The following is a 17933-nucleotide window of genomic DNA, read 5'->3' as shown; positions in this document are numbered from 1 at the left end:
CGGGCCCCCGGGCTCGGGCACCGTCACGCCGGCGCGCGCTTGACGGGTGCGGGGCGGCCGGGGAAGAGTGGCGGGCATGAAACGCATCGTCCTCACCCGCCGCTGGCCCGCCACCGTCGAAGCCGTTCTCTCCGAGCGCTACGACGCCGTCCTCAACCCCGATGACCGGCCGCTCTCCGCGCCCGAGCTGCGCGCCGCGCTGGAGGGGGCCGACGCCGTCCTCACCACGGTGACCGACAAGCTCGACGCCGGGGTGCTCAAGCCCGGCATCCGCGCGAAGATCCTCGGGAATTTCGGCGTCGGCATCTCGCATATCGACCTCGCGGCGGCGAAGGCGGCCGGGCTTTCGGTGGTCAACACCCCCGGCGTGCTCACCGATGCCACCGCCGATATCGGCATGACCCTGCTGCTGATGTCCGCCCGCCGCGCCTCGGAGGGCGAGGCGCTGGTGCGGGCCGGCAAGTGGCAGGGCTGGACCCCCACCCAGCTCATCGGCAGCCACGTGACGGGCAAGACCATCGGCATCGTCGGCATGGGGCGCATCGGCATCGCCATGGCCCGGCGGGCGCATTACGGCTTCGGCATGGACGTGGTGTTCCACAACCGCTCGAAAGTGGCGGAGACCGGCATTCCCGGCGCGCGGCAGCTGCCGCTGGAGGAGGTGCTGGCCGCGGCCGATTTCCTCTCGCTCCACCTGCCCGGCGGCGCGGAAAACCGCCACCTGATCGACGCCGCGGCGCTCTCGAAGATGAAGCCCACCGCGCATCTCATCAACACCGCCCGCGGCGAGGTGGTGGACGAGGCGGCGCTGGTGGCGGCGCTGAAGGCGGGCGCGCTGGCCGGGGCCGGGCTCGACGTGTTCGAGAACGAGCCGAAGCTGCACCCCGAGCTCGCCGGCCTGCCGATGGTGAGCCTGCTGCCGCATCTCGGCTCGGCCACCGACGAGACGCGCCACGCCATGGGCATGAAGGTGGTCGACAATCTCGACGCCTTCTTTGCCGGGAAGACGCCCCCCGATCTTTGCTGACCGATCTTTGCTGAGGCTCAGCCGGCGTTCGGCACGTCGAGCACCGGTGTCTCGCCCAGTGGCACCGGGCCGATGCGCACCTGCCCGCCGGAGAAGGTGAGCGGCGCGCGCAGCGTGTCGGGGTCGCCCGAGAGCATGGCGACCACGCCGAGGCCGGCTTCCAGCGTGCCGTAGAGGTCGCGCGGCACCAGCCCGGCCTCCACCGCGGTCTGCAGCATGCGCTTCCAGTTCTGCGCGGTGATCTCCAGCTCGCCCTCCGGCTGGCCGAGCTGGTTCACCCGCAGCCGGCCGCGGGCCGAGAAGCGCAGGTCTCCCCACAGGATGTCGGCCTTGCGCAGCGCCATCGCGCTCAGCACCGGCTTGCGCCCCTCCACCGAGCGGCGGTTCCACGGGCTGTCGAAGGCGAGCGTGGTGTCGAGCGAGACATGGTCCAGCAGCGGGGCGAGCACCCCCTGCCCCTCGATCAGCCCGCGCAGCATGTCCGGCACCTCCAGCCGCCGGGCCTCCAGCGAGACATCGTAGGAATTCTCCGGCGCACTGCCGTCGGCCGCGCGGCGCACCGCCAGCACCCCGTGCTGCAGCCGCGCCTCCCAGCCGAGGGAGGAGCGGGCCGACACCCCGTCCATCTCGATGGTGCTGCCCTCCAGGTCGAGGTCGGTCGAGGGCCGGAAGCGCACCGAGCCGCGCAGGGTCTCGCCGCTCACCGTCACGGTCTGCTCGGGCGTGGAGATGCGCTGCTCGCCGGGCCAGGCGGCGATGATGTGGTTGGGCCGGTAGGCCAGCGCCATCACCTGGAACTCCGGCGCGTGCCAGGCCCAGCCCTCCTGCGGCTCGGCCAGCGAGAGGTCCTCCACCAGAGTGTCGAAGCGGAACGGGAAGCCGGTGACGGAAATGCGCCCGGCCTCCGCCAGCCAGCCCTCGGAGCGCCGGTCTTCCAGCCAGCCCTCGTAGGCCTTTTGCTGTGCCCCGGCGGCGAAGAACCACCAGCCCGACCAGCCGAGCGCCACGAGCAGGATCACAACAAGGAGCGTGCGCAGTCTCGGTGTGGGAAATTTCATGCCCGGCCTCTACATATGACGTCTGTCCGACATATAGGCTGCCGGGGAAAGGATCGAGAAGATGCGCGATGAATTCTGGGTTTTCGGCTATGGCTCGCTGATGTGGAAGCCGGAGTTCGAATATGTCGAACGTGTCGTGGCCGACCTGCACGGCTACCAGCGCCGCTTCTGCCTGCGCTCCATCCGCTACCGCGGCACGCCGGAGGCCCCGGGCCTTGTGCTCGCGCTCGACCATGACGAGCACGCGGTGTGCACCGGCATGGCCTACCGGGTGTCGGCCTCGGTGGCCTCCGAGGTCTACCGCTACCTGCGCCAGCGCGAGATGGTCACCGGCGCCTATCTCGAATCGCTCCACCCCCTGCGCCTGCATGATGGCCGCGACGTGGAGGGGCTGGCCTATTCCGTCGCGCCCGACCACCCGCAATACGCCGGCGGCCTCAGCCTCGCCGAGCAGGCGCGCATCATCGCGATCTCGGAAGGGCCCGCGGGGCTCAACCGTGACTATCTCTTCTCCACCCTCGAGCACCTGCGCGGCATCGGCATCGCCGACCCCGAGCTGGAAGCGCTGGAAAGGGAAGTGCGCAGCCTCGCCGGCACCCCGGCCGGCTGAGGCTCAGAAGGCGCGGAAGGTCAGCGTGGTGAGCGAGCGGGTGATGCCGGGGATGTTGGCGATGTTGTCGCTGATCCACTTGCCGACATCGACGCTCTCCTCGAGATAGACCTTCATCAGCAGGTCGAAATCGCCGCTGGTCGAGTAGAGCTCGGAGACGATCTCGCGGCGGTAGATCTCGTCGGCGACCTCGTAGGTCTTGCCGGGCTGGCAGCGAAGCTGAACGAAGATGCAGGTCATGGTCGGGGTCCTCCGGTCGGTCAGGGCTCAGAAAGCACGGATCGCGGCCGGATGGTAGGGGCGCGTTGAAGCGCTGCGGGAAAGGCGCTAGGAGGAAGGCGTCATTGCTGGAGGGCGCGCGATGCTCAAGACCCGGATCATCCCCTGTCTCGACGTGAAGGACGGCCGTGTCGTCAAGGGCGTCAACTTCGTCGACCTGATCGACGCCGGCGACCCGGTGGAGGCGGCCCGCGCCTATGACGCCGCCGGCGCCGACGAGCTGTGCTTCCTCGACATCGCCGCCACGCGCGAAAACCGCGGCACCATCTACGACCTCGCCCACCGCACCGCGCAGCAATGCTTCATGCCGCTCACAGTGGGCGGCGGGGTGCGCAGCCCGGAAGACGTGCGCGCCCTGCTGCTGGCCGGCGCGGACAAGGTGAGCTTCAACTCCGCCGCCGTGGCCGACCCCGAGGTGATCGCCCGCTCGGCGGAGAAATTCGGCAGCCAGTGCATCGTGGTGGCCATCGACGCGCGCACCGTCGCGCCCGGCAAGTGGGAGATCTTCACCCATGGCGGCACGAAGGGCACCGGCATCGACGCGCTGGAATTCGCCAGGCTGATGGAGGCCAAGGGCGCGGGCGAGATCCTGCTCACCTCGATGGACCGTGACGGCACGCGGGCGGGCTTCAACATCCCGCTCACCCGCACCATCGCCGACGCGGTGTCGATCCCGGTCATCGCCTCGGGCGGCGTGGGCAACCTCGACCACCTGGTCGAGGGGGTGCGCGACGGCCATGCCTCCGCCGTGCTCGCCGCCTCGATCTTCCATTTCGGCGAGGCGACCATCGGCGAGGCGAAGGCGCACATGAAGGCGGCGGGCATTCCCGTGCGCCTGGTCTGAGGGAGATGTCGATGAGCGTTCTGGAGCGGCTATCCGCCACCATCGAGGCCCGGCGCGGCGCGGACCCCGCGAGCTCGCACACGGCGAAGCTCTTCGCCAAGGGCCCGCTGAAATGCGCCGAGAAATTCGGCGAGGAAGCGGTGGAGGCCATCGTTGCCGCCGCGGCGGATGACCGCGACAACCTCACCTACGAGGCGGCCGACGTGCTCTATCACCTGCTGGTGATGCTCGCCGCCCGCGATATCCCGCTCTCCGCGGTCCTGGCCGAGCTCGAGCGCCGCGAGGGCACCTCCGGCATTGCGGAGAAGGCCTCCCGGGGCTGACGGGCCGGCCGGAACGGCGGCGGCGCGGTGTCAGGCCGCCGCAGGGGCTGCGGCGCCGGTTCCTGACGCGAGCAGGGCGGCCACGCGTCGGCCGAACCAGGTCAGGTGCAGCTCACCCAGCGTGAGGTCGGCAATGCCCTTTTCCAGCAGGGCGAATGCCCGTGCTGCGGACAGGCTGTTGCCGGTTTCCAGCTTCTGCAACGCGGCTCTTTCCTCGTCGGTCAGTTCCGCTGCGGCGTCAGAGATCTTGCACATTTTCTCCCAACCTTCGGTTGTCGGTTCGTGTCTCTCCCGGGCATTCTGCGCCGGGCACGGAGGGAAAACTGTAACGGACGTCACATCGTTCCATCCTGTCTGCCGCAAGCGCACATCGTGACATCGCTGCAACGCACCGGAGGCGCGCGCAGGGCGCTCCTGCCCGGGATTCTCGCCGGCTGCCGGCGCGCGCGGCGGGCCGGGCTGCCCCGGTTTCGCCTATCTTGCTGTAATAAAGGGGAAAAAAATGCCGCAGCTTTCGGCTTTACATTCCCTCTGGCGGCCTGTAAACACCCACACGTTCCGCAGGTGAGCGGCGCGCCGGGAGACCGGTTGTTGCGCCGTAGAAGCCATTTCGGAGTTCCGGGGGTCGGCACCCTCCCCGGTTTGAGACCGCGGGTGCCACGGTGGGGCGGGTAGCTCAGCGGTAGAGCAGGTGACTCTTAATCACTTGGCCGAGGGTTCGATCCCCTCCTCGCCCACCACATTTCCCACATCATCCTGTCAGGCCCGGCGTCCGGCCGGTGTTGCACCTCTCGCGGTGCCGGGCATGCGCCCGGCTGCCGCGCTGCCGCAGCCGGGCGCGTGGACATCGGGTCGTCAGCCGGGCGTGGCCGGTCGCGTGCCGGCCAGGGCCGCCGCGACGGCGGAGGCGAGCAGGATGGCGGCGCTGGCAAGGAAGGTCGGCACAGGGCCCCCGGCATCGTAGAGCACCCCGCCCAGCGTGGCGCCGAGAGTGATAGAGAGCTGGATGATCGCCACCATGAGCCCGCCCCCGGCCTCGGCATCGCCGGGCAGGGTCTTCGCCAGCCAGGTCCAGTAGCCCACCGGCGCGGAGGTGGCGATGAACCCCCAGCAGGCCATGAGCGCCCCGGTGCCCGCCATGTCGTGGCCGAGCGCGAGAAACCCGAGCCCGACCGCGGCGAGCAGGGCTGGCAGCAGCACCAGCGTGCGGTAGAGCCCGCGGGCGAGCGGCCGGCCGATCAGCGCGGTGCCCAGGAAGCCCGCCACGCCCAGCATCAGCAGCATCGCGGTGAGGGTGGACACGTCCAGCCCGGTCACGGTTTCGAGGAAGGGGCGCAGGTAGGTGAACAGCGTGAACTGCCCCATGAAGAACAGCGCCGTTGCCGCCATTCCCAGCGCCACCACGGGGTGGCGCAGCAGGCCGAAGGGGTTGCGGCCCTCGGGGCGCGGCACCGGCGCCATGCGCGGCAGGCTGGCCCAGAGCCAGGCCAGCGCCAGCGCCGCCACCGGCACCAGGCACAGGAAGGCGGCGCGCCAGCCGAAGAGCCCGCCGAGGAAGCTGCCCAGCGGCGCGGCGATGACGGTGGCGAGCGCGTTGCCGCCGTTGAAGATGGCCAGGGCGCGCGGCACGTCGGACGCCGGCACCAGCCGCATGGCCACCGCCGCGGAGAGGGACCAGAACCCGCCGATGGCCACCCCGATGAGCGCGCGGCCGAGCAGGAACACGCCGAAGTCGGGCGCGAGCGCGGCCGCGGTGCCCGAGCCCACCATGAGGGCGATGAGCGCCAGCAGCACGTGCCGGCGATCGAGCCCGCCGGTCACCGCGCCGAGCGAGAGGCTGCTCAGCACCGCGAAGGCGCCGGAGACCGCGAGCGCCTGCCCGGCCTGGCCTTCGCTGATCGCGAGGTCGGAGGCGATGGGGGTGAGCAGGCTCACGGGCATGAACTCGGAGGCCACGAGGGCGAAGGCCCCCAGCGAAAGGGCGAGAACGGCGCCCCAGGCCGCGGGCGGCGCGTCGCCCCGCGCGAGGTCGGGATGTGATGTCATGCTGGTATCTCGAAAGGATGCGCCCCGCCGCGGCTCAGCGCCGGGCGGGGAGAGGTGGGTTTCCGACAGCCAGTGTCGGGGTGCCGGGCCAGACTAGGGCAGGAGGCGGCCCGGCATCAGCCCCGCGCCGTGCATTGGCAGCATGAGAGAGGTTCATGCTGGCCGGTAGCGCAGCCGGTCGATGAGCAGGCGCAGGGCCGAGCTGAGGTTGCGCCGGCCGGAGTAGCACAGGTGGTAGCCGTCGAAGGGCGGGCACCAGGCGGCGAGCAGCCGCACCAGCCGGCCGTCCTCCAGCTCCGGCTGCACTTCGGGCAGGGTGAGATAGCCGATGCCGCATCCCGCCAGCGCCGCGGTCTGCACCATCAGCGGATCGTTGAGGATGAAGGGGCCGGTGAGCTTCTTCACCATCTCCCGTCCCTCTGCCTCGAACTCCCAGTCGTAGACCGGGCCGTCGATGCGATGCCGCATCACCAGGCAGGCATGGCCGTCGAGATCGTCGGGGTGCTCGGGGGTGCCGTGCCGGGCGAGGTAGTCGGGGCTGGCGAAGGCCGCCATCTCCAGCGGCGGGCCCACCGGCACGGCGATCATGTCCGGGCTCAGGTGCTCGCCGAGGCGGATGGCGCAGTCGAACCGGTCCTCCGCGAGGTCGGTCAGCCGGCCGTCCGTGCTGATCTCGATGCGCACCTGCGGGTAGTCCCGCACGAGGGCGCGGGCCACGGGCCAGAGAATCTGCCGCGCGGCCGGCGCGCTCGCGGTCACCCGGACCAGCCCGGAGGGGCGCTCGCCCAGGGTGCGGATCTCCTCGATCCGGGCGCCGACATGCCGGAAGCTCGGCTGCAGCGAGGCGAGGAGCTGCTCGCCCGCGTCCGTCGCGGTCACCCGGCGGGAATTGCGGTTGAGCAGCCGCACGCCGATGCGGTCTTCCAGCCGGCGGATGGTGTGGCTCACGGCGGATTGCGACACGCCGAGGCGCACGCCGGCGCGGGTGAAGTTCCCCTCCTCGGCCACGGTGAGGAAGGTGGCCAGGTCTCCCAGCAGTTCACGGTCCATGCCCGGCTCCATCGCGACACGCCCCGAATGCGCCGGCGGGGCCCGGAGCGGCGGGGCCGCTGGCATCATCGCATGGCATCGCGGCGGCCGATCCTCAACCCGAAATCCGCCGGCGGGTGAATTCAGGATGAATTTCGCTCATGGGGGGCCATGGAGCGGCGCCCCGGTGCGGCGAGGCAGGGTGCGCCGCGCCGGGCGTTCAGCCGCGGGCGGCCTCGATCGCCTCGGCCATGATGTGCAGGCCCTCGTCGATCTCCGCGTCGCTGGCGGTGAGCGGCGGGGCGATGCGGAACACCGCGCCCATGGCCGGCAGCTTCACGATGTTCATGCTCAGGCCCCGGGCCATCGCCTCCGCGCCGATGCGGTCGCCCGTCACGAGGTCGGGGCGCCGGCTGGCGCGGTCGGTCACGATCTCGAGGCCCAGCAGCAGGCCGGCGCCCCGCACGTCGCCCACGCAGTCGAAACGCTGTTTCAGCGCCTCCAGCCCCGCGCGCAGCCGGGCGCCCGCCACCCGGGCCCGCTCGGTGAGGCCGTCGCGCTCCAGCACGTCCATCACGGTGAGGCCCACCGCCGCCGGCAGCGGGTCGGAGACATGGGTGGTGAGGAAGGTGAAGCCGCGGTGGTGCGCCGTCTCCTCGATGTCGGTGCTGGTGAGCACGGCGGCCAGCGGCAGCCCGGCGCCGAGGGTCTTGGACAGGGTGAGGATGTCCGGGGTCACGCCGTCGCGCTGGAAGGCGAACATCTGGCCGGTGCGGCCCATGCCGGTCTGCGCCTCGTCGAGGATGAGCAGCATGCCGCGCTCCTCGCACTTGCGCTTCAGCGCGGCGGGGTAGCCCACGGGCAGCTCGATGATGCCGCCGGAGGAGAGGATCGGCTCGGCGATGAAGGCGGCGAGCGAGCCGGTGGACTGGGCGTCGACCAGCTCGAAGGCGTCGTCGAGCTCGGTCTGCCAGTCGAGGCTGCCATCGGCATGGGTGAAGCGCGGCCGGTAGGCATGCGGCGCCGGGATGGCATAGGCCCCGACATGGGCCGGGCCATAGCCGCGCCGGGCATTGCTGTAGGTGGCCGAGGCGGCGGCCCCGGTCACGCCATGCCAGGAGCGCGAGAAGGCCACGATCTCGTGCCGGCCGGTGACGAGCTTCGCGAGGCGGATGGCGGCCTCGTTCGACTCGCCCCCCGTGGAGAGCAGCAGCACCTTCTCCAGCCCCGGCACCAGGCTGCCGAGCCGCTCGCTCAGCTCCACCACCGGGCGCGAGAGCATGCCGCTGAACAGGTGGTCGAGCCGCCCCACCTGGTCGCGCACCGTGCGCACGATGTCCGGGTGGGCATGGCCGAGCAGGGCGCTCATCTGGCCGGAGGTGAAGTCGAGGATCGGTCGGCCCGCGCTGTCATAGACATAGCTGCCCTCGGCGCGCTCGATCACCCGCTGCTCGAAGCTCGGGCCATAGCGCATCACGTGGCGCGAGACGGAGGTCCAGAACCCGGCGTCGGGCCCGGTGGCGGGGGCGGTCTTGTTCATGGCGCGAGCCTCTCTCGTGGGGTTCCGTGTGCAAAGCCTAGCCAGCGCGCCGTGGTCAGCCAAATTCATAATGCCGGGCGCCGGAATAAGTATTATTGATACCGCATGGCCTCGCTCGACATCCTCCTGCTGCGCAGTTTCCTCTCCGTCGCGCGGAGCGGCTCGATCAGTGCCGCCGCCCAGCAGGTGGGGCGCACGCAATCGGCGGTGAGCATGCAGATGCAGCGGCTCGAGGCGGTGGTGGGCCAGCCGGTCCTGCACCGCACCGGCGCGGGCGTCGCCCTCACCGCCACGGGCGAGCGGCTGCTCATCCATGCCGAGCGCATCCTCGGCGCGCATGACGAGGCGCTGGAGAGCCTCTCGGGCAGCGGGCTGCGCGGGGCGATCAGCTTCGGCTGCCCGGAGGATTACCTCACCGCCTTCCTGCCCGAGCTGCTGCGGGGCTTCGGCGCGCGGCACGGCGGGGTGGAGATCGAGGTGGTCTGCGCGCCCACGGTGGAGCTGCGCGGCCTGCTGCGCCGCCGCCGCATCGACGCGGCGCTGGTCTCGGTGCCGGCCAGCGGCGGCGGGGAGGAGGAGATCATCCGCCGCGAGCGCTTCGTGTGGGTGGGGAACGCGCCCGAGCCCGCGGCACTGCGCGGGCCCGTGGTGCCGCTGGCGCTCGGCGCGCCCGACACGCTCGACCACCGCGCCGCCTGCAGCGCGATGGAGGCGGCGGGCCGGGCCTACCGCATCGCCTTCGCCTCCAGCAGCCTGGCAGGACTGCTGGCCATCACCCGCTCGGGCCAGGCGGTGAGCGTGGTGACCCGCGCCGCGGTGCCGGCCGACCTGTGCCTGCTCGACGGGCCGTTGCCGGCCCTGCCCGAGATCGGCATCAGCCTGGCCTACGGCGTGGCGCGGCCCTCGGCCGTGGTGCGCAGCTTCGGCGAATTCGTGCGCGAGAACCTGCGCCGGGCGCCCTGAGGCGGGCGCCCGCACAGGCGGGAGCGGCGGGCGGGGGCAGGGGGCCGGCCGGCCCCCCGCCCGGGCCGGATCAGCTCTCGAGCCAGGCCAGCAGGTCGGCGTTGATCACGTCGGCATGCACCCCGGCCATGCCGTGCGGGTAGCCCTCGTAGGTCTTGAGCGTGCCGTTCTGCAGCAGCTTGGCCGAGAGCGGGCCGGAATCGTCGTAGGGCACAACCTGGTCGTCGGTGCCGTGCATCACCAGCGCGGGCACGGTGATCTTCTTCAGGTCCTCGGTGAAATCGGTCTCCGAGAAGGCCTTGATGCAGTCGTAATGCGCCTTGGCCGAGCCGACCATGCCCTGCCGCCACCAGTTGCGGATCAGGCCCTCGCTCACCTTCGCGCCCTCGCGGTTGAAGCCGTAGAACGGGCCGGTGGGGATGTCGATGTAGAATTGCGAGCGGTCTGCGGCCAGCGCGGTGCGGAAGCCGTCGAACACCTCGATGGGCAGGCCGCCGGGGTTGCTCTCCTTCTTCACCATCACCGGGGGCACCGCGGCGATGAGCACGAGGCCGGAGACACGGCCTTCCGCGGCGCGCGCCACGTAATGCGCCGCCTCGCCGCCCCCGGTGGAGTGGCCGATGTGCACCGCGCCCCTGAGGTCCAGCGCGTCGGTCAGCGCGGCCACGTCGGCGGCGTAGGTGTCCATCTCGTTGCCGGTGTCGGTCTGCGAGGAGCGGCCGTGGCCGCGGCGGTCATGCGCGATCACGCGATAGCCCTGGGCGATGAAGAACAGCAGCTGCGGGTCCCATTCGTCGGCGGTCAGCGGCCAGCCATGATGGAAGACCAGCGGCTTGCCGTCACGCGGGCCCCAGTCCTTGTAGAAGATCGAAACGCCGTCGGAAGTGGTTACGAAGTTCATCTCTTCGGCTCCTTGGTTGTCGGTAGGGAAAGCGGGAGGGGTGGTCTGGGCGAAGGCGCCCGACACGGAGGCGAGCATGGCGATGCTCGCCCCGCCCAGGACGACCTCCCGTCTGTTGAAGCCATCGGTGTCCGGATCTGGCATGTCGATCTCCTGGCCTTGTGTCATGTGCTGGCGTTTGCGGGCGTGGAGCCCGTGACCCGGCCCGGGGCCTCCGGGGGCGGGAAGGTGGCGCGAAGAGCCGGCCCCGGCGCGACGCTGACGGTGCGGCTCACGGCCGGTGGCAGTGCGGGCAGGCCCCCGGGGCCCCGGTCGAGCATCCGCGAGCGGTCTCCGATCGTTCAGGCGTTTCTTCGGGGAAAGGAGTAGCATGTGGCCGGAACGGCCATCATCTATGCCTCCGGCATTCCGGGCCTATACGATGGTGTAAGCGCCTCACCGGGCGGTATGAATTCCGCCGGCCGGACTGCGCCCAACGTCGGCGGCCGGCCGGTGCGGAGCCCGGAGCGAGGGGGGCGGGCGGCGCCGAGTCGGCGGCCCGCTCAGGCGCCGCCGCCGGGCGGATCGAGCCGGGCGAACTCGGCCTCCAGGACATCGCAGAAGGCGCGCAGCCGGCGCGGGGCGAGGCGGCCGAAGGCGTGCAGGCCGGTCACCGGCATGTCGGGCAGCGGGTCGTCCGGCAACAGCGGCTCGAGCGTGCCGGCGGCGATGTCCTCGGCCACCACGCAGCGCATCAGCAGGGCGGCGCCCGCCCCGTGCAGCGCCGCGGAGCGGATGGCATGGCCGGCGTCCAGCGCCAGCGGCCCGCGGGGCTCCAGCGTCGGGCCGGTGGCAAAGCTCACCGGCTGGGTGCGGCCGCCGCGCATGTAGCGCACGAAGGGCAGGGCGGCGAGGGCGGCGCGATCGGCCGGTCGGCCGTGGCGCGCCAGCAGGGCAGGGGCGGCCACCAGCACCATGCGCAGCCGGCCCAGCGGCCGGGCGGTGAGCTCGCTGTCCTCCGGCCGGCCCACCCGCACCGCGAGGTCGAAGCCCTCGCGCACCACGTCCACCCTGCGGTCGGCGAAGCTCAGCTCCAGCCCCAGGCCGGGGTGCGCGCGCATCAGCCCGGAGGTGAGCGGCCCGATGAGCAGCCGCGCCAGGTCGCCCGGCAGGCTCACGCGCAGCGTGCCGGAAATCTCGCCCGGCGGGCCGGCGGCCTCGGCCGAGTCGGCCAGCGCGCGCAACAGCGGCGCGACGCGCTCGAACCAGGCCCGCCCCTCCGCCGTGGGGGCCAGCGCGCGGGTGGAGCGGTTGAACAGCCGGGTGCCCAGCCGCCGCTCCAGCCGGGCCACGCTGCGCGAGACCGCCGAAGGCGAGGTGCCGGTGGCCCGTGCGGCGGCGCTGAAGCTGCCGGTCTCCACCGTGCGCACGAAGGCCAGCAATCCAGCGGCATGGTTCAGCAGCGGGTCCATTCATTCCCTCATGACACAGATGATGTGCCGGACTGTGATCTTTCATCGCCGCGATGTCACGGCCATTTCGGTGCCGGACCCCGAAACAGGAGCAGTTCGATGAGCAGACTCGAGGGAAAGACGGCCGTGGTGACCGGCGGCAACAGCGGCATCGGCCTCGCCGCGGCCCGGGCCTTCGCCCGGGAGGGCGCGCAGGTGGTGATCACCGGGCGCAGGCAGGCGGCGCTCGACGCCGCCCTGGCCGATATCGGCCATGGAGCCCTCGCCCTGCGCGGCGACGTGGCGGACACGGCCCATCACCGCGCGGTGGCGGAACTGGTGCACAGCCGGTTCGGCGGCTGCGACATCTACTTCGCCAATGCCGGGGTGAACACCATCACCCCCTCCGAGGCGGTGGACGAGGCGGAGTACGACGCCCAGTTCGACACCAACACCCGCGGCACCTTCTTCGGCGTGCAGGCCATCCGCCCGGTGCTGCGCGACGGCGCCTCGGTGATCGTCACCGGCTCGCTGGCATCGGAAAAGCGGCTGGATGGCCACGCGGTCTATGCCGGCTCCAAGGCCGCGCTCGGCGCCTTCGTGAAGGCCTGGGCGGCGGAGATGAGCGCGCGGCGCATCCGGGTGAACCTGCTCAGCCCCGGCCCGGTGGACACCGCCATCCTCGAGAAGCTCGGCGTGGCGCCGCAGGACCGGCCGAGCTTCGAGGCCGCGATGGCCGCCGCCATCCCGCTCGGCCGCCTCGGCCGGCCCGAGGAACTCGCCGATGCGGCGCTGTTCCTCGCCTCGGACGCCAGCAGCTTCGTGACCGGCATCGACCTCAGGGTCGACGGCGGCATGGCCATCCTTTGAAACCGGAGACCATCATGATGGACATCGACCCCGAGATCCCCGCCTTCATCGACCGTATCGTGCGGATCGGCAGCGCCTATGACACCGAGGGCATGCAGGCGCTCTACACCGAGGACCAGGCCATCCTGTTCCTCACCGCCGACGGGGGCGTGGCGCGCAGCCCGAAGGCGCAGTTCATCGCCGAGTTCGCCGCCCGGCGCGCGGCGGGCGAGCCGCCGCTCTCCACCGAGTACCGGCTGCTTCACGTGGAACAGCAGGGCGATTTCGCCACCGCGCTCCTCTACCGGCGCATGAGCCCGGTGGCGGAGCCGGCGCTCTACGAGCTGCGCCTGCGCCGGCTGCCGGAAGGGTGGCGCTGCACGGGTGAGACCGTGCAGCCCTGGCCCGACCTCGCCCGCGCGGGGGCCTTCCTGCCGCCGCGCGGGCGGGGCTGAGGCCGGGCTGAGGCACGGGCGGCCGGGGCCGCTCAGCCCCGGCCGGCCTGTTCCACCAGCGCCGCGGCGAGCTGCATGGCAAAGCGCGCCGAGGCCACCGGCAGGGTGCGGCCGCGCATCTGCCCGAGGATCAGGCTGCCCGGCGGGATGTCGCGCTCGGAGATGGCGCGGAAGCGCAGCGCCCCGTCCGCCGGGGCCTGCAGCCCGATGGGGATCTGGAAGCCGAGCGCCCGCTCGTGCAGCACGTAGTGGCGGATGAGATCGAAGCTCTCGGTCTCCACCACCGGGGCCATGCGCCGGCCCAGCCGCCGGGCCGCGAAGTCGAGCAGGTGGCGCACGCCATAGGCCGTGCTGGGGGCCACATGGGCATGCTCGAGGCAGTCGCGCAGGCGCAGCTCCTTCTTGCCCACCAGCGGATGGTCGGCCGCCATCACCGCGTGCACCGGTTGCGGCAGGGTCTGGATCACCTCGAAATCCACCAGGTAGACCGGCTCGAACACCAGCGCGAGGTCGGAGGAGTAGCTCGCCAGCTCCGCCTCGGCCTGGGCCCGGTCGCGCACGTTCACCGTGAAGGTGACCCCGGGGTGCTCGGCGCGGTAGCGGGCGATCTGCTCGGGCAGGAAATAGGGCGCCAGCGCCTGGGAGCAGGCGATGGAGACATGGCCGCGCCGCTCACCCGCGAGGTCGGCCACCTGGCCCTGCACGCGCGAGAGGTCGGAGCGCGTGGCGCGGTAATGGTGCAGCAGCAGCTCGCCCGCGGGGTTGAGCCGCACGCCGCCGGGCAGGCGCTCGAAGATCTCGGCGCCGAACTCCTCCTCGAAGCGGCGGATTCGCCGGTTCAACGCCGAGGCGGTGAGGTTCATGTCCTCCGCCGCGCGGCGCATCGAGCCCATGCGCGCCACGGATTCGATCAGCTGAAACGTATACAAGTGTTTCATATCGCGCGCTTTTCTGTCAGGTGGTGCTGGAAATGCACCGCATTGGTGAAATCGTAGCAATTTTCGCGAACGCCTCAAGCGTGCAGGCTTCATCCAATCCGTTCCCGGACCCGTCCACCGACCCACCGCCGAGGCCGCCATGACCCAGACCCGACGTACTTTCCTCAAGACCGGTGCCGCCCTGATGGGGGCGCTGCCCTTCGCCCGCGCCCTGCCGGCCGCCGCCGCCACCGACACGCTGGTGGTGGTGAGCGGGCAGACCATCAACTCGCTCGACCTGCACCGCACCGGCACCAACCGCGCCAGCTACCAGATCGCGGTGAACTGCTACGACCGGCTGGTGACCTTCGGTGCGAAGGAGGCCCCGGGCGGCGGGCTGAGCTACGACTACTCCACCATCGAGCCGGAGCTCGCCGAGAGCTGGACCATCTCGGAGGACGGGCTCACCCTCACCTTCACCCTCAAGGACGCCACCTTCCAGGACGGCTCGAAGGTGACCGCCCATGACGTGAAATGGTCGTTCGACCGGGCGGTCACCGTGGGCGGCTTCCCCACCACGCAGATGCAGGCCGGCGGGCTGGTGCGCCCGGACCAGTTCGAGGCGGTGGATGACAGGACCTTCGTGGTGAAGCTCGACAAGCCCTCCAAGCTGTCGCTGCCCGACCTCGCGGTGCCGGTGCCCTTCATCATCAACTCCGCGCTCGCCAAGAGCCACGCCACCGAGGCCGACCCCTGGGCGATGGAGTATCTCCACCAGAACACCATCGGCTCCGGCGCCTATACCGTGAGCCGCTGGACCCCCGGCCAGCAGGTGGTCTACGAGCGGTTCGACGGCTGGGCCGGCGGCCCGGCGCCGAAGGTGAAGCGCATCATCCTGCGCGAGGTGCCCTCCGCCGCCACCCAGCGCGCGCTGGTCGAGCGCGGCGACGTGCAGGTGGCCTTCGACATCCCCGACAAGGACGCCTCCGAGCTCGCTGACAGCCTCACCGTGTTCTCCACCCCGATCGAGAACTGCATCCACGCCCTGTGCCTGAACACCAATTTCGCCCCCTTCACCGACCCCGAGGTGCGCAAGGCCATCGCCTGCGTGGTGCCCTACGAGGACATCTTCCGCGCCGCCGCCTATGAGCGCGGCGCGCCGCTCTGGGGCGGCGAGGCCGGGATCACCGACACCGCCTGGCCGCGGAAATTCCCCTACGTGACCGACCTCGAGAAGGCGAAGGCGCACATGGCCGCCTCCGGCTACGCGGAGGGTTTCGACGTCACCCTCTCCATTTCCACCGATCTCGCCACCTGGATGGAGCCGGCGGCGCTGCTGATCCAGGAGGCCGTGGGCAAGATCGGCATCAACGCCACGGTGGAAAAGATCCCCGGCGCGAACTGGCGCACCGCCTGCCTGGTGGAAAAGCGCCTCGCCATGCACCTGGAGAATTTCGGCGGCTGGCTGAACACGCCGGACTACTACTTCTTCTGGGCCTACCAGAAGGGCCACCTGTTCAACTCCTCCAACTACTACAACGAGGAGGTGGAGCAGCTCACCAGCGAGACGCTGCACATGCCCATGGACGACCCCGAATACGCGCCCAAGATCGCGCGGATGTTCGAGATCGCCATCGAGGACCTGCCGCGCATCCCGCTCTACCAGCCGGCGCTGAACGTGGCGATGAACGGGGCGGACGGCTACGAGTTCTGGTTCCACCGCCAGCTCGACGTGCGCACCCTCGGCGCGGCGGAAAGCTGAGCCATGGCGGGCCGCTGGACAGCCGTCGGACTGCGCATCGCACAGTCGGTGCCCGTGGTGCTGGGGGTGGTGGTGATCTCCTTCCTCCTCACCCGCGCGCTGCCGGGAGACCCGGCAGTGCAATTCGCCGGAGCGGCGGCCACGCCGGAATCGATCGAACAGGTGCGCGCCTCGCTGGGGCTCGACAAGCCGCTGCTGCAGCAGTTCCTCATCTACTGCGGGGACCTGCTGCAGGGTGACCTCGGCCAGTCGGTGTCCACCGGCCGGCCGGTGGCGGAGGAGCTCGCCTCCCGCCTGCCGGCCTCGCTCGAGCTCACGCTCACGGCGCTGATCCTGTCCTGCGCCATCGCCATCCCGCTGGGCGTGCTGGCCGCCACCCGGCCGGGAAGCTGGGTCGACCAGCTCTGCCGGCTGCTGGTGACGGCGGGGGTCTCGCTGCCCACATTCTTCACCGGCATCGTGCTGATCTACGTCTTCTACTACCTGCTGGGCATCGCGCCCTCGCCGCTGGGCCGGCTCGACTTCATCTACCTCGAGCCCGACCCGGTGACCGGCTTCTTCCTGGTCGACTCCGCCCTGATGGGCGACTGGGAGACATGGCTCGGCACGCTGAAGCAGCTCATCCTGCCGGCGATCACGCTGGCGCTCTTCACCCTCGCCCCCATCGCGCGGATGACCCGGGCGGCGATGCTCGCGGCGCTATCGGCCGATTACATCCGCACCGCCCGCGCGGCGGGGCTGGGCCGGGGCAAGGTGCTCTACGGCTATGCCTTCCGCAACGCGCTGCTGCCGGTGGTCACCACGCTGGGCATGGTGTTTTCCTTCGTGCTCGGCGCCAACGTGCTGGTGGAGAAGGTCTTCGCCTGGCCCGGCATCGGCTCCTACGCCGTCGAGGCGCTGGTGGTGTCCGACTATGCCGCCGTGCAGGGCTTCGTGCTGTGCATGGCCCTGCTCTTCGTCCTGCTCAACCTCGCGATCGACCTTGCCTATTCGGTGATCGACCCGCGCTTCGGAACGGAGGCGAAATGACCGTTCAGGCCGACCCCCCCGCCCGCTCCGGCACCATGGGCCACGTGGCCTACGTGCTGCGCGAAAACCCGGTGACGGCGCTGTCCTTCGCGCTCTTCGCCTTCTTCCTCGGCTCCGCGCTGTTCGGGCCCATGCTGGTGCCCTACGACCCGCTGGCCACCGAGGCGGCCATCGCCCTGCAGCCGCCCTCCGCCGCGCACTGGTTCGGCACCGACAGCCTGGGGCGCGACGTGTTCTCCCGCGTGATCGTGGCGACAAGGCTCGACCTGGTGATCTCGGTGGCCGCGGTGGCGCTTTCCTTCGTCGTGGGCTCGGTGCTGGGCGCCGTGGCGGGCTACCGCGGCGGCTGGACCGACATCATCCTCAACCGCGTGCTCGACACCATCATGGCCTTCCCGCTCTTCGTGCTGGCCATGGGCATCGTGGCGGCGCTGGGAAACTCGGTGGCCAACATCATCTACGCCACCGCCATCATCAACGTGCCCTTCTACGCAAGGCTGGTGCGGGCCGAGGTGAACATCCGCCGCGAGGCGGGCTTCACCCAGGCCGCGAAGCTCGCCGGCAATTCCGACGCCCGCGTGGTGGCCTTCCACATCTTCCCCAACGCCCTGCCGCCGATGATGGTGCAGGTCTCGCTCAACCTCGGCTGGGCCATCCTGAATGCCGCGGGCCTGAGCTTCATCGGGCTCGGCGTGCGCCCGCCCACGCCGGAATGGGGCATCATGGTGGCCGAGGGGGCGAATTTCATCGTCTCGGGCGAATGGTGGCTCGCGCTGTTCCCCGGCCTCTGGCTGATGCTCGCCGTCTTCACCTTCAACCTGATGGGCGACGGTCTGCGCGACATCGTCGACCCCCGCCGGAGGACATGACC

General features: G+C 71.0%; 19 protein-coding genes and 1 tRNA gene. 11 read left to right on the top strand and 9 right to left on the bottom strand.

What is annotated here, in order from left to right; translation table 11 throughout:
• The first annotated feature begins 76 nt into the window (after window positions 1-76).
• Window positions 77-1027: a D-glycerate dehydrogenase gene (locus tag D3P35_RS07860; protein WP_118134162.1), complete on the top strand. Its 951-nt coding sequence runs from the start codon at window positions 77-79 to the stop codon at window positions 1025-1027.
• 17 nt (window positions 1028-1044) lie between these two features.
• On the opposite strand, the gene D3P35_RS07855 is transcribed toward D3P35_RS07860, so the two are convergent.
• Complete coding sequence (locus tag D3P35_RS07855) at window positions 1045-2085, bottom strand: DUF2125 domain-containing protein (RefSeq protein WP_118134161.1); 1041 nt, start codon at window positions 2083-2085, stop codon at window positions 1045-1047.
• Between the two features lie 61 nt (window positions 2086-2146).
• On the opposite strand from D3P35_RS07855, the gene D3P35_RS07850 reads away from it, so the two are divergent.
• Entirely contained in the window at window positions 2147-2695 is a 549-nt protein-coding gene (locus tag D3P35_RS07850; RefSeq protein ID WP_118134160.1) for a gamma-glutamylcyclotransferase, read from the top strand.
• 3 nt (window positions 2696-2698) lie between these two features.
• Here D3P35_RS07850 and D3P35_RS07845 read toward each other — a convergent pair whose 3' ends face one another.
• Window positions 2699-2935, bottom strand: coding sequence for an Lrp/AsnC ligand binding domain-containing protein (locus tag D3P35_RS07845; protein ID WP_118134159.1), 237 nt, complete (start codon window positions 2933-2935; stop codon window positions 2699-2701).
• Between the two features lie 121 nt (window positions 2936-3056).
• Between D3P35_RS07845 and hisF the strand changes: the two genes are divergently transcribed.
• Together hisF and D3P35_RS07835 are read left to right on the top strand one after the other, a co-directional pair.
• On the top strand, window positions 3057-3818 hold the full coding sequence (gene hisF, locus D3P35_RS07840) for an imidazole glycerol phosphate synthase subunit HisF (RefSeq protein ID WP_118134158.1): 762 nt from the start codon (window positions 3057-3059) through the stop codon (window positions 3816-3818).
• 11 nt (window positions 3819-3829) lie between these two features.
• Window positions 3830-4141, top strand: a complete 312-nt coding sequence (locus D3P35_RS07835; RefSeq protein ID WP_118134157.1) for a phosphoribosyl-ATP diphosphatase — start codon at window positions 3830-3832, stop codon at window positions 4139-4141.
• A 30-nt stretch (window positions 4142-4171) separates the two neighbouring features.
• On the opposite strand, the gene D3P35_RS07830 is transcribed toward D3P35_RS07835, so the two are convergent.
• Entirely contained in the window at window positions 4172-4396 is a 225-nt protein-coding gene (locus D3P35_RS07830; protein WP_118134156.1) for a hypothetical protein, read from the bottom strand.
• Between the two features lie 410 nt (window positions 4397-4806).
• On the opposite strand from D3P35_RS07830, the gene D3P35_RS07825 reads away from it, so the two are divergent.
• Window positions 4807-4881: transfer RNA gene (locus D3P35_RS07825), tRNA-Lys, on the top strand.
• A gap of 115 nt (window positions 4882-4996) precedes the next feature.
• On the opposite strand, the gene D3P35_RS07820 is transcribed toward D3P35_RS07825, so the two are convergent.
• The 3 genes from D3P35_RS07820 to D3P35_RS07810 form a co-directional block, all read right to left on the bottom strand.
• Window positions 4997-6187, bottom strand: a complete 1191-nt coding sequence (locus D3P35_RS07820) for an MFS transporter (protein WP_118134155.1) — start codon at window positions 6185-6187, stop codon at window positions 4997-4999.
• 153 nt (window positions 6188-6340) lie between these two features.
• Window positions 6341-7237 carry a LysR family transcriptional regulator gene (locus tag D3P35_RS07815; RefSeq protein ID WP_118134154.1) on the bottom strand — a complete coding sequence of 299 codons (897 nt, stop codon included), beginning with the start codon at window positions 7235-7237 and terminating at the stop codon, window positions 6341-6343.
• A gap of 199 nt (window positions 7238-7436) precedes the next feature.
• A complete protein-coding gene (locus D3P35_RS07810; protein WP_118134153.1) occupies window positions 7437-8756 on the bottom strand; it encodes an aspartate aminotransferase family protein in 1320 nt (439 codons plus the stop codon).
• Window positions 8757-8861: 105 nt separating this feature from the next.
• Here D3P35_RS07810 and D3P35_RS07805 point away from each other — a divergent pair, with 105 nt between their 5' ends.
• The gene (locus D3P35_RS07805; protein ID WP_118134152.1) at window positions 8862-9719 is read left to right on the top strand and encodes a LysR family transcriptional regulator; all 858 of its coding nucleotides are present in this window, start codon (window positions 8862-8864) and stop codon (window positions 9717-9719) included.
• A 70-nt stretch (window positions 9720-9789) separates the two neighbouring features.
• On the opposite strand, the gene D3P35_RS07800 is transcribed toward D3P35_RS07805, so the two are convergent.
• Together D3P35_RS07800 and D3P35_RS07795 are read right to left on the bottom strand one after the other, a co-directional pair.
• Complete coding sequence (locus D3P35_RS07800) at window positions 9790-10620, bottom strand: alpha/beta fold hydrolase (RefSeq protein WP_118134287.1); 831 nt, start codon at window positions 10618-10620, stop codon at window positions 9790-9792.
• A 542-nt stretch (window positions 10621-11162) separates the two neighbouring features.
• The gene (locus tag D3P35_RS07795; protein ID WP_118134151.1) at window positions 11163-12071 is read right to left on the bottom strand and encodes a LysR family transcriptional regulator; all 909 of its coding nucleotides are present in this window, start codon (window positions 12069-12071) and stop codon (window positions 11163-11165) included.
• Window positions 12072-12170: 99 nt separating this feature from the next.
• Here D3P35_RS07795 and D3P35_RS07790 point away from each other — a divergent pair, with 99 nt between their 5' ends.
• Together D3P35_RS07790 and D3P35_RS07785 are read left to right on the top strand one after the other, a co-directional pair.
• On the top strand, window positions 12171-12920 hold the full coding sequence (locus D3P35_RS07790) for a glucose 1-dehydrogenase (protein WP_118134150.1): 750 nt from the start codon (window positions 12171-12173) through the stop codon (window positions 12918-12920).
• A 14-nt stretch (window positions 12921-12934) separates the two neighbouring features.
• Window positions 12935-13354 (top strand): hypothetical protein, encoded by a 420-nt coding sequence (locus D3P35_RS07785; protein WP_118134149.1) that lies wholly within the window; start codon window positions 12935-12937, stop codon window positions 13352-13354.
• 32 nt (window positions 13355-13386) lie between these two features.
• Here D3P35_RS07785 and D3P35_RS07780 read toward each other — a convergent pair whose 3' ends face one another.
• Window positions 13387-14292 carry a LysR family transcriptional regulator gene (locus D3P35_RS07780; protein ID WP_118134148.1) on the bottom strand — a complete coding sequence of 302 codons (906 nt, stop codon included), beginning with the start codon at window positions 14290-14292 and terminating at the stop codon, window positions 13387-13389.
• Window positions 14293-14431: 139 nt separating this feature from the next.
• Between D3P35_RS07780 and D3P35_RS07775 the strand changes: the two genes are divergently transcribed.
• The 3 genes from D3P35_RS07775 to D3P35_RS07765 are packed head-to-tail and all read left to right on the top strand — an operon-like array spanning window position 14432 to window position 17931.
• Entirely contained in the window at window positions 14432-16033 is a 1602-nt protein-coding gene (locus D3P35_RS07775; protein ID WP_118134147.1) for an ABC transporter substrate-binding protein, read from the top strand.
• A gap of 3 nt (window positions 16034-16036) precedes the next feature.
• The gene (locus tag D3P35_RS07770) at window positions 16037-17062 is read left to right on the top strand and encodes an ABC transporter permease (protein ID WP_118134146.1); all 1026 of its coding nucleotides are present in this window, start codon (window positions 16037-16039) and stop codon (window positions 17060-17062) included.
• On the top strand, window positions 17059-17931 hold the full coding sequence (locus D3P35_RS07765) for an ABC transporter permease (RefSeq protein ID WP_118134145.1): 873 nt from the start codon (window positions 17059-17061) through the stop codon (window positions 17929-17931). The genes D3P35_RS07770 and D3P35_RS07765 overlap by 4 nt, the downstream gene beginning before the upstream one ends.
• Window positions 17932-17933 lie beyond the last annotated feature (2 nt).

It is taken from the genome of Oceanicella sp. SM1341 (assembly GCF_003448965.1).
Taxonomy (GTDB): domain Bacteria; phylum Pseudomonadota; class Alphaproteobacteria; order Rhodobacterales; family Rhodobacteraceae; genus Paroceanicella.
The sequence above is the reverse complement of the archived record's forward strand: the minus strand, read 5'-3'. Positions and strand labels throughout refer to the sequence as shown.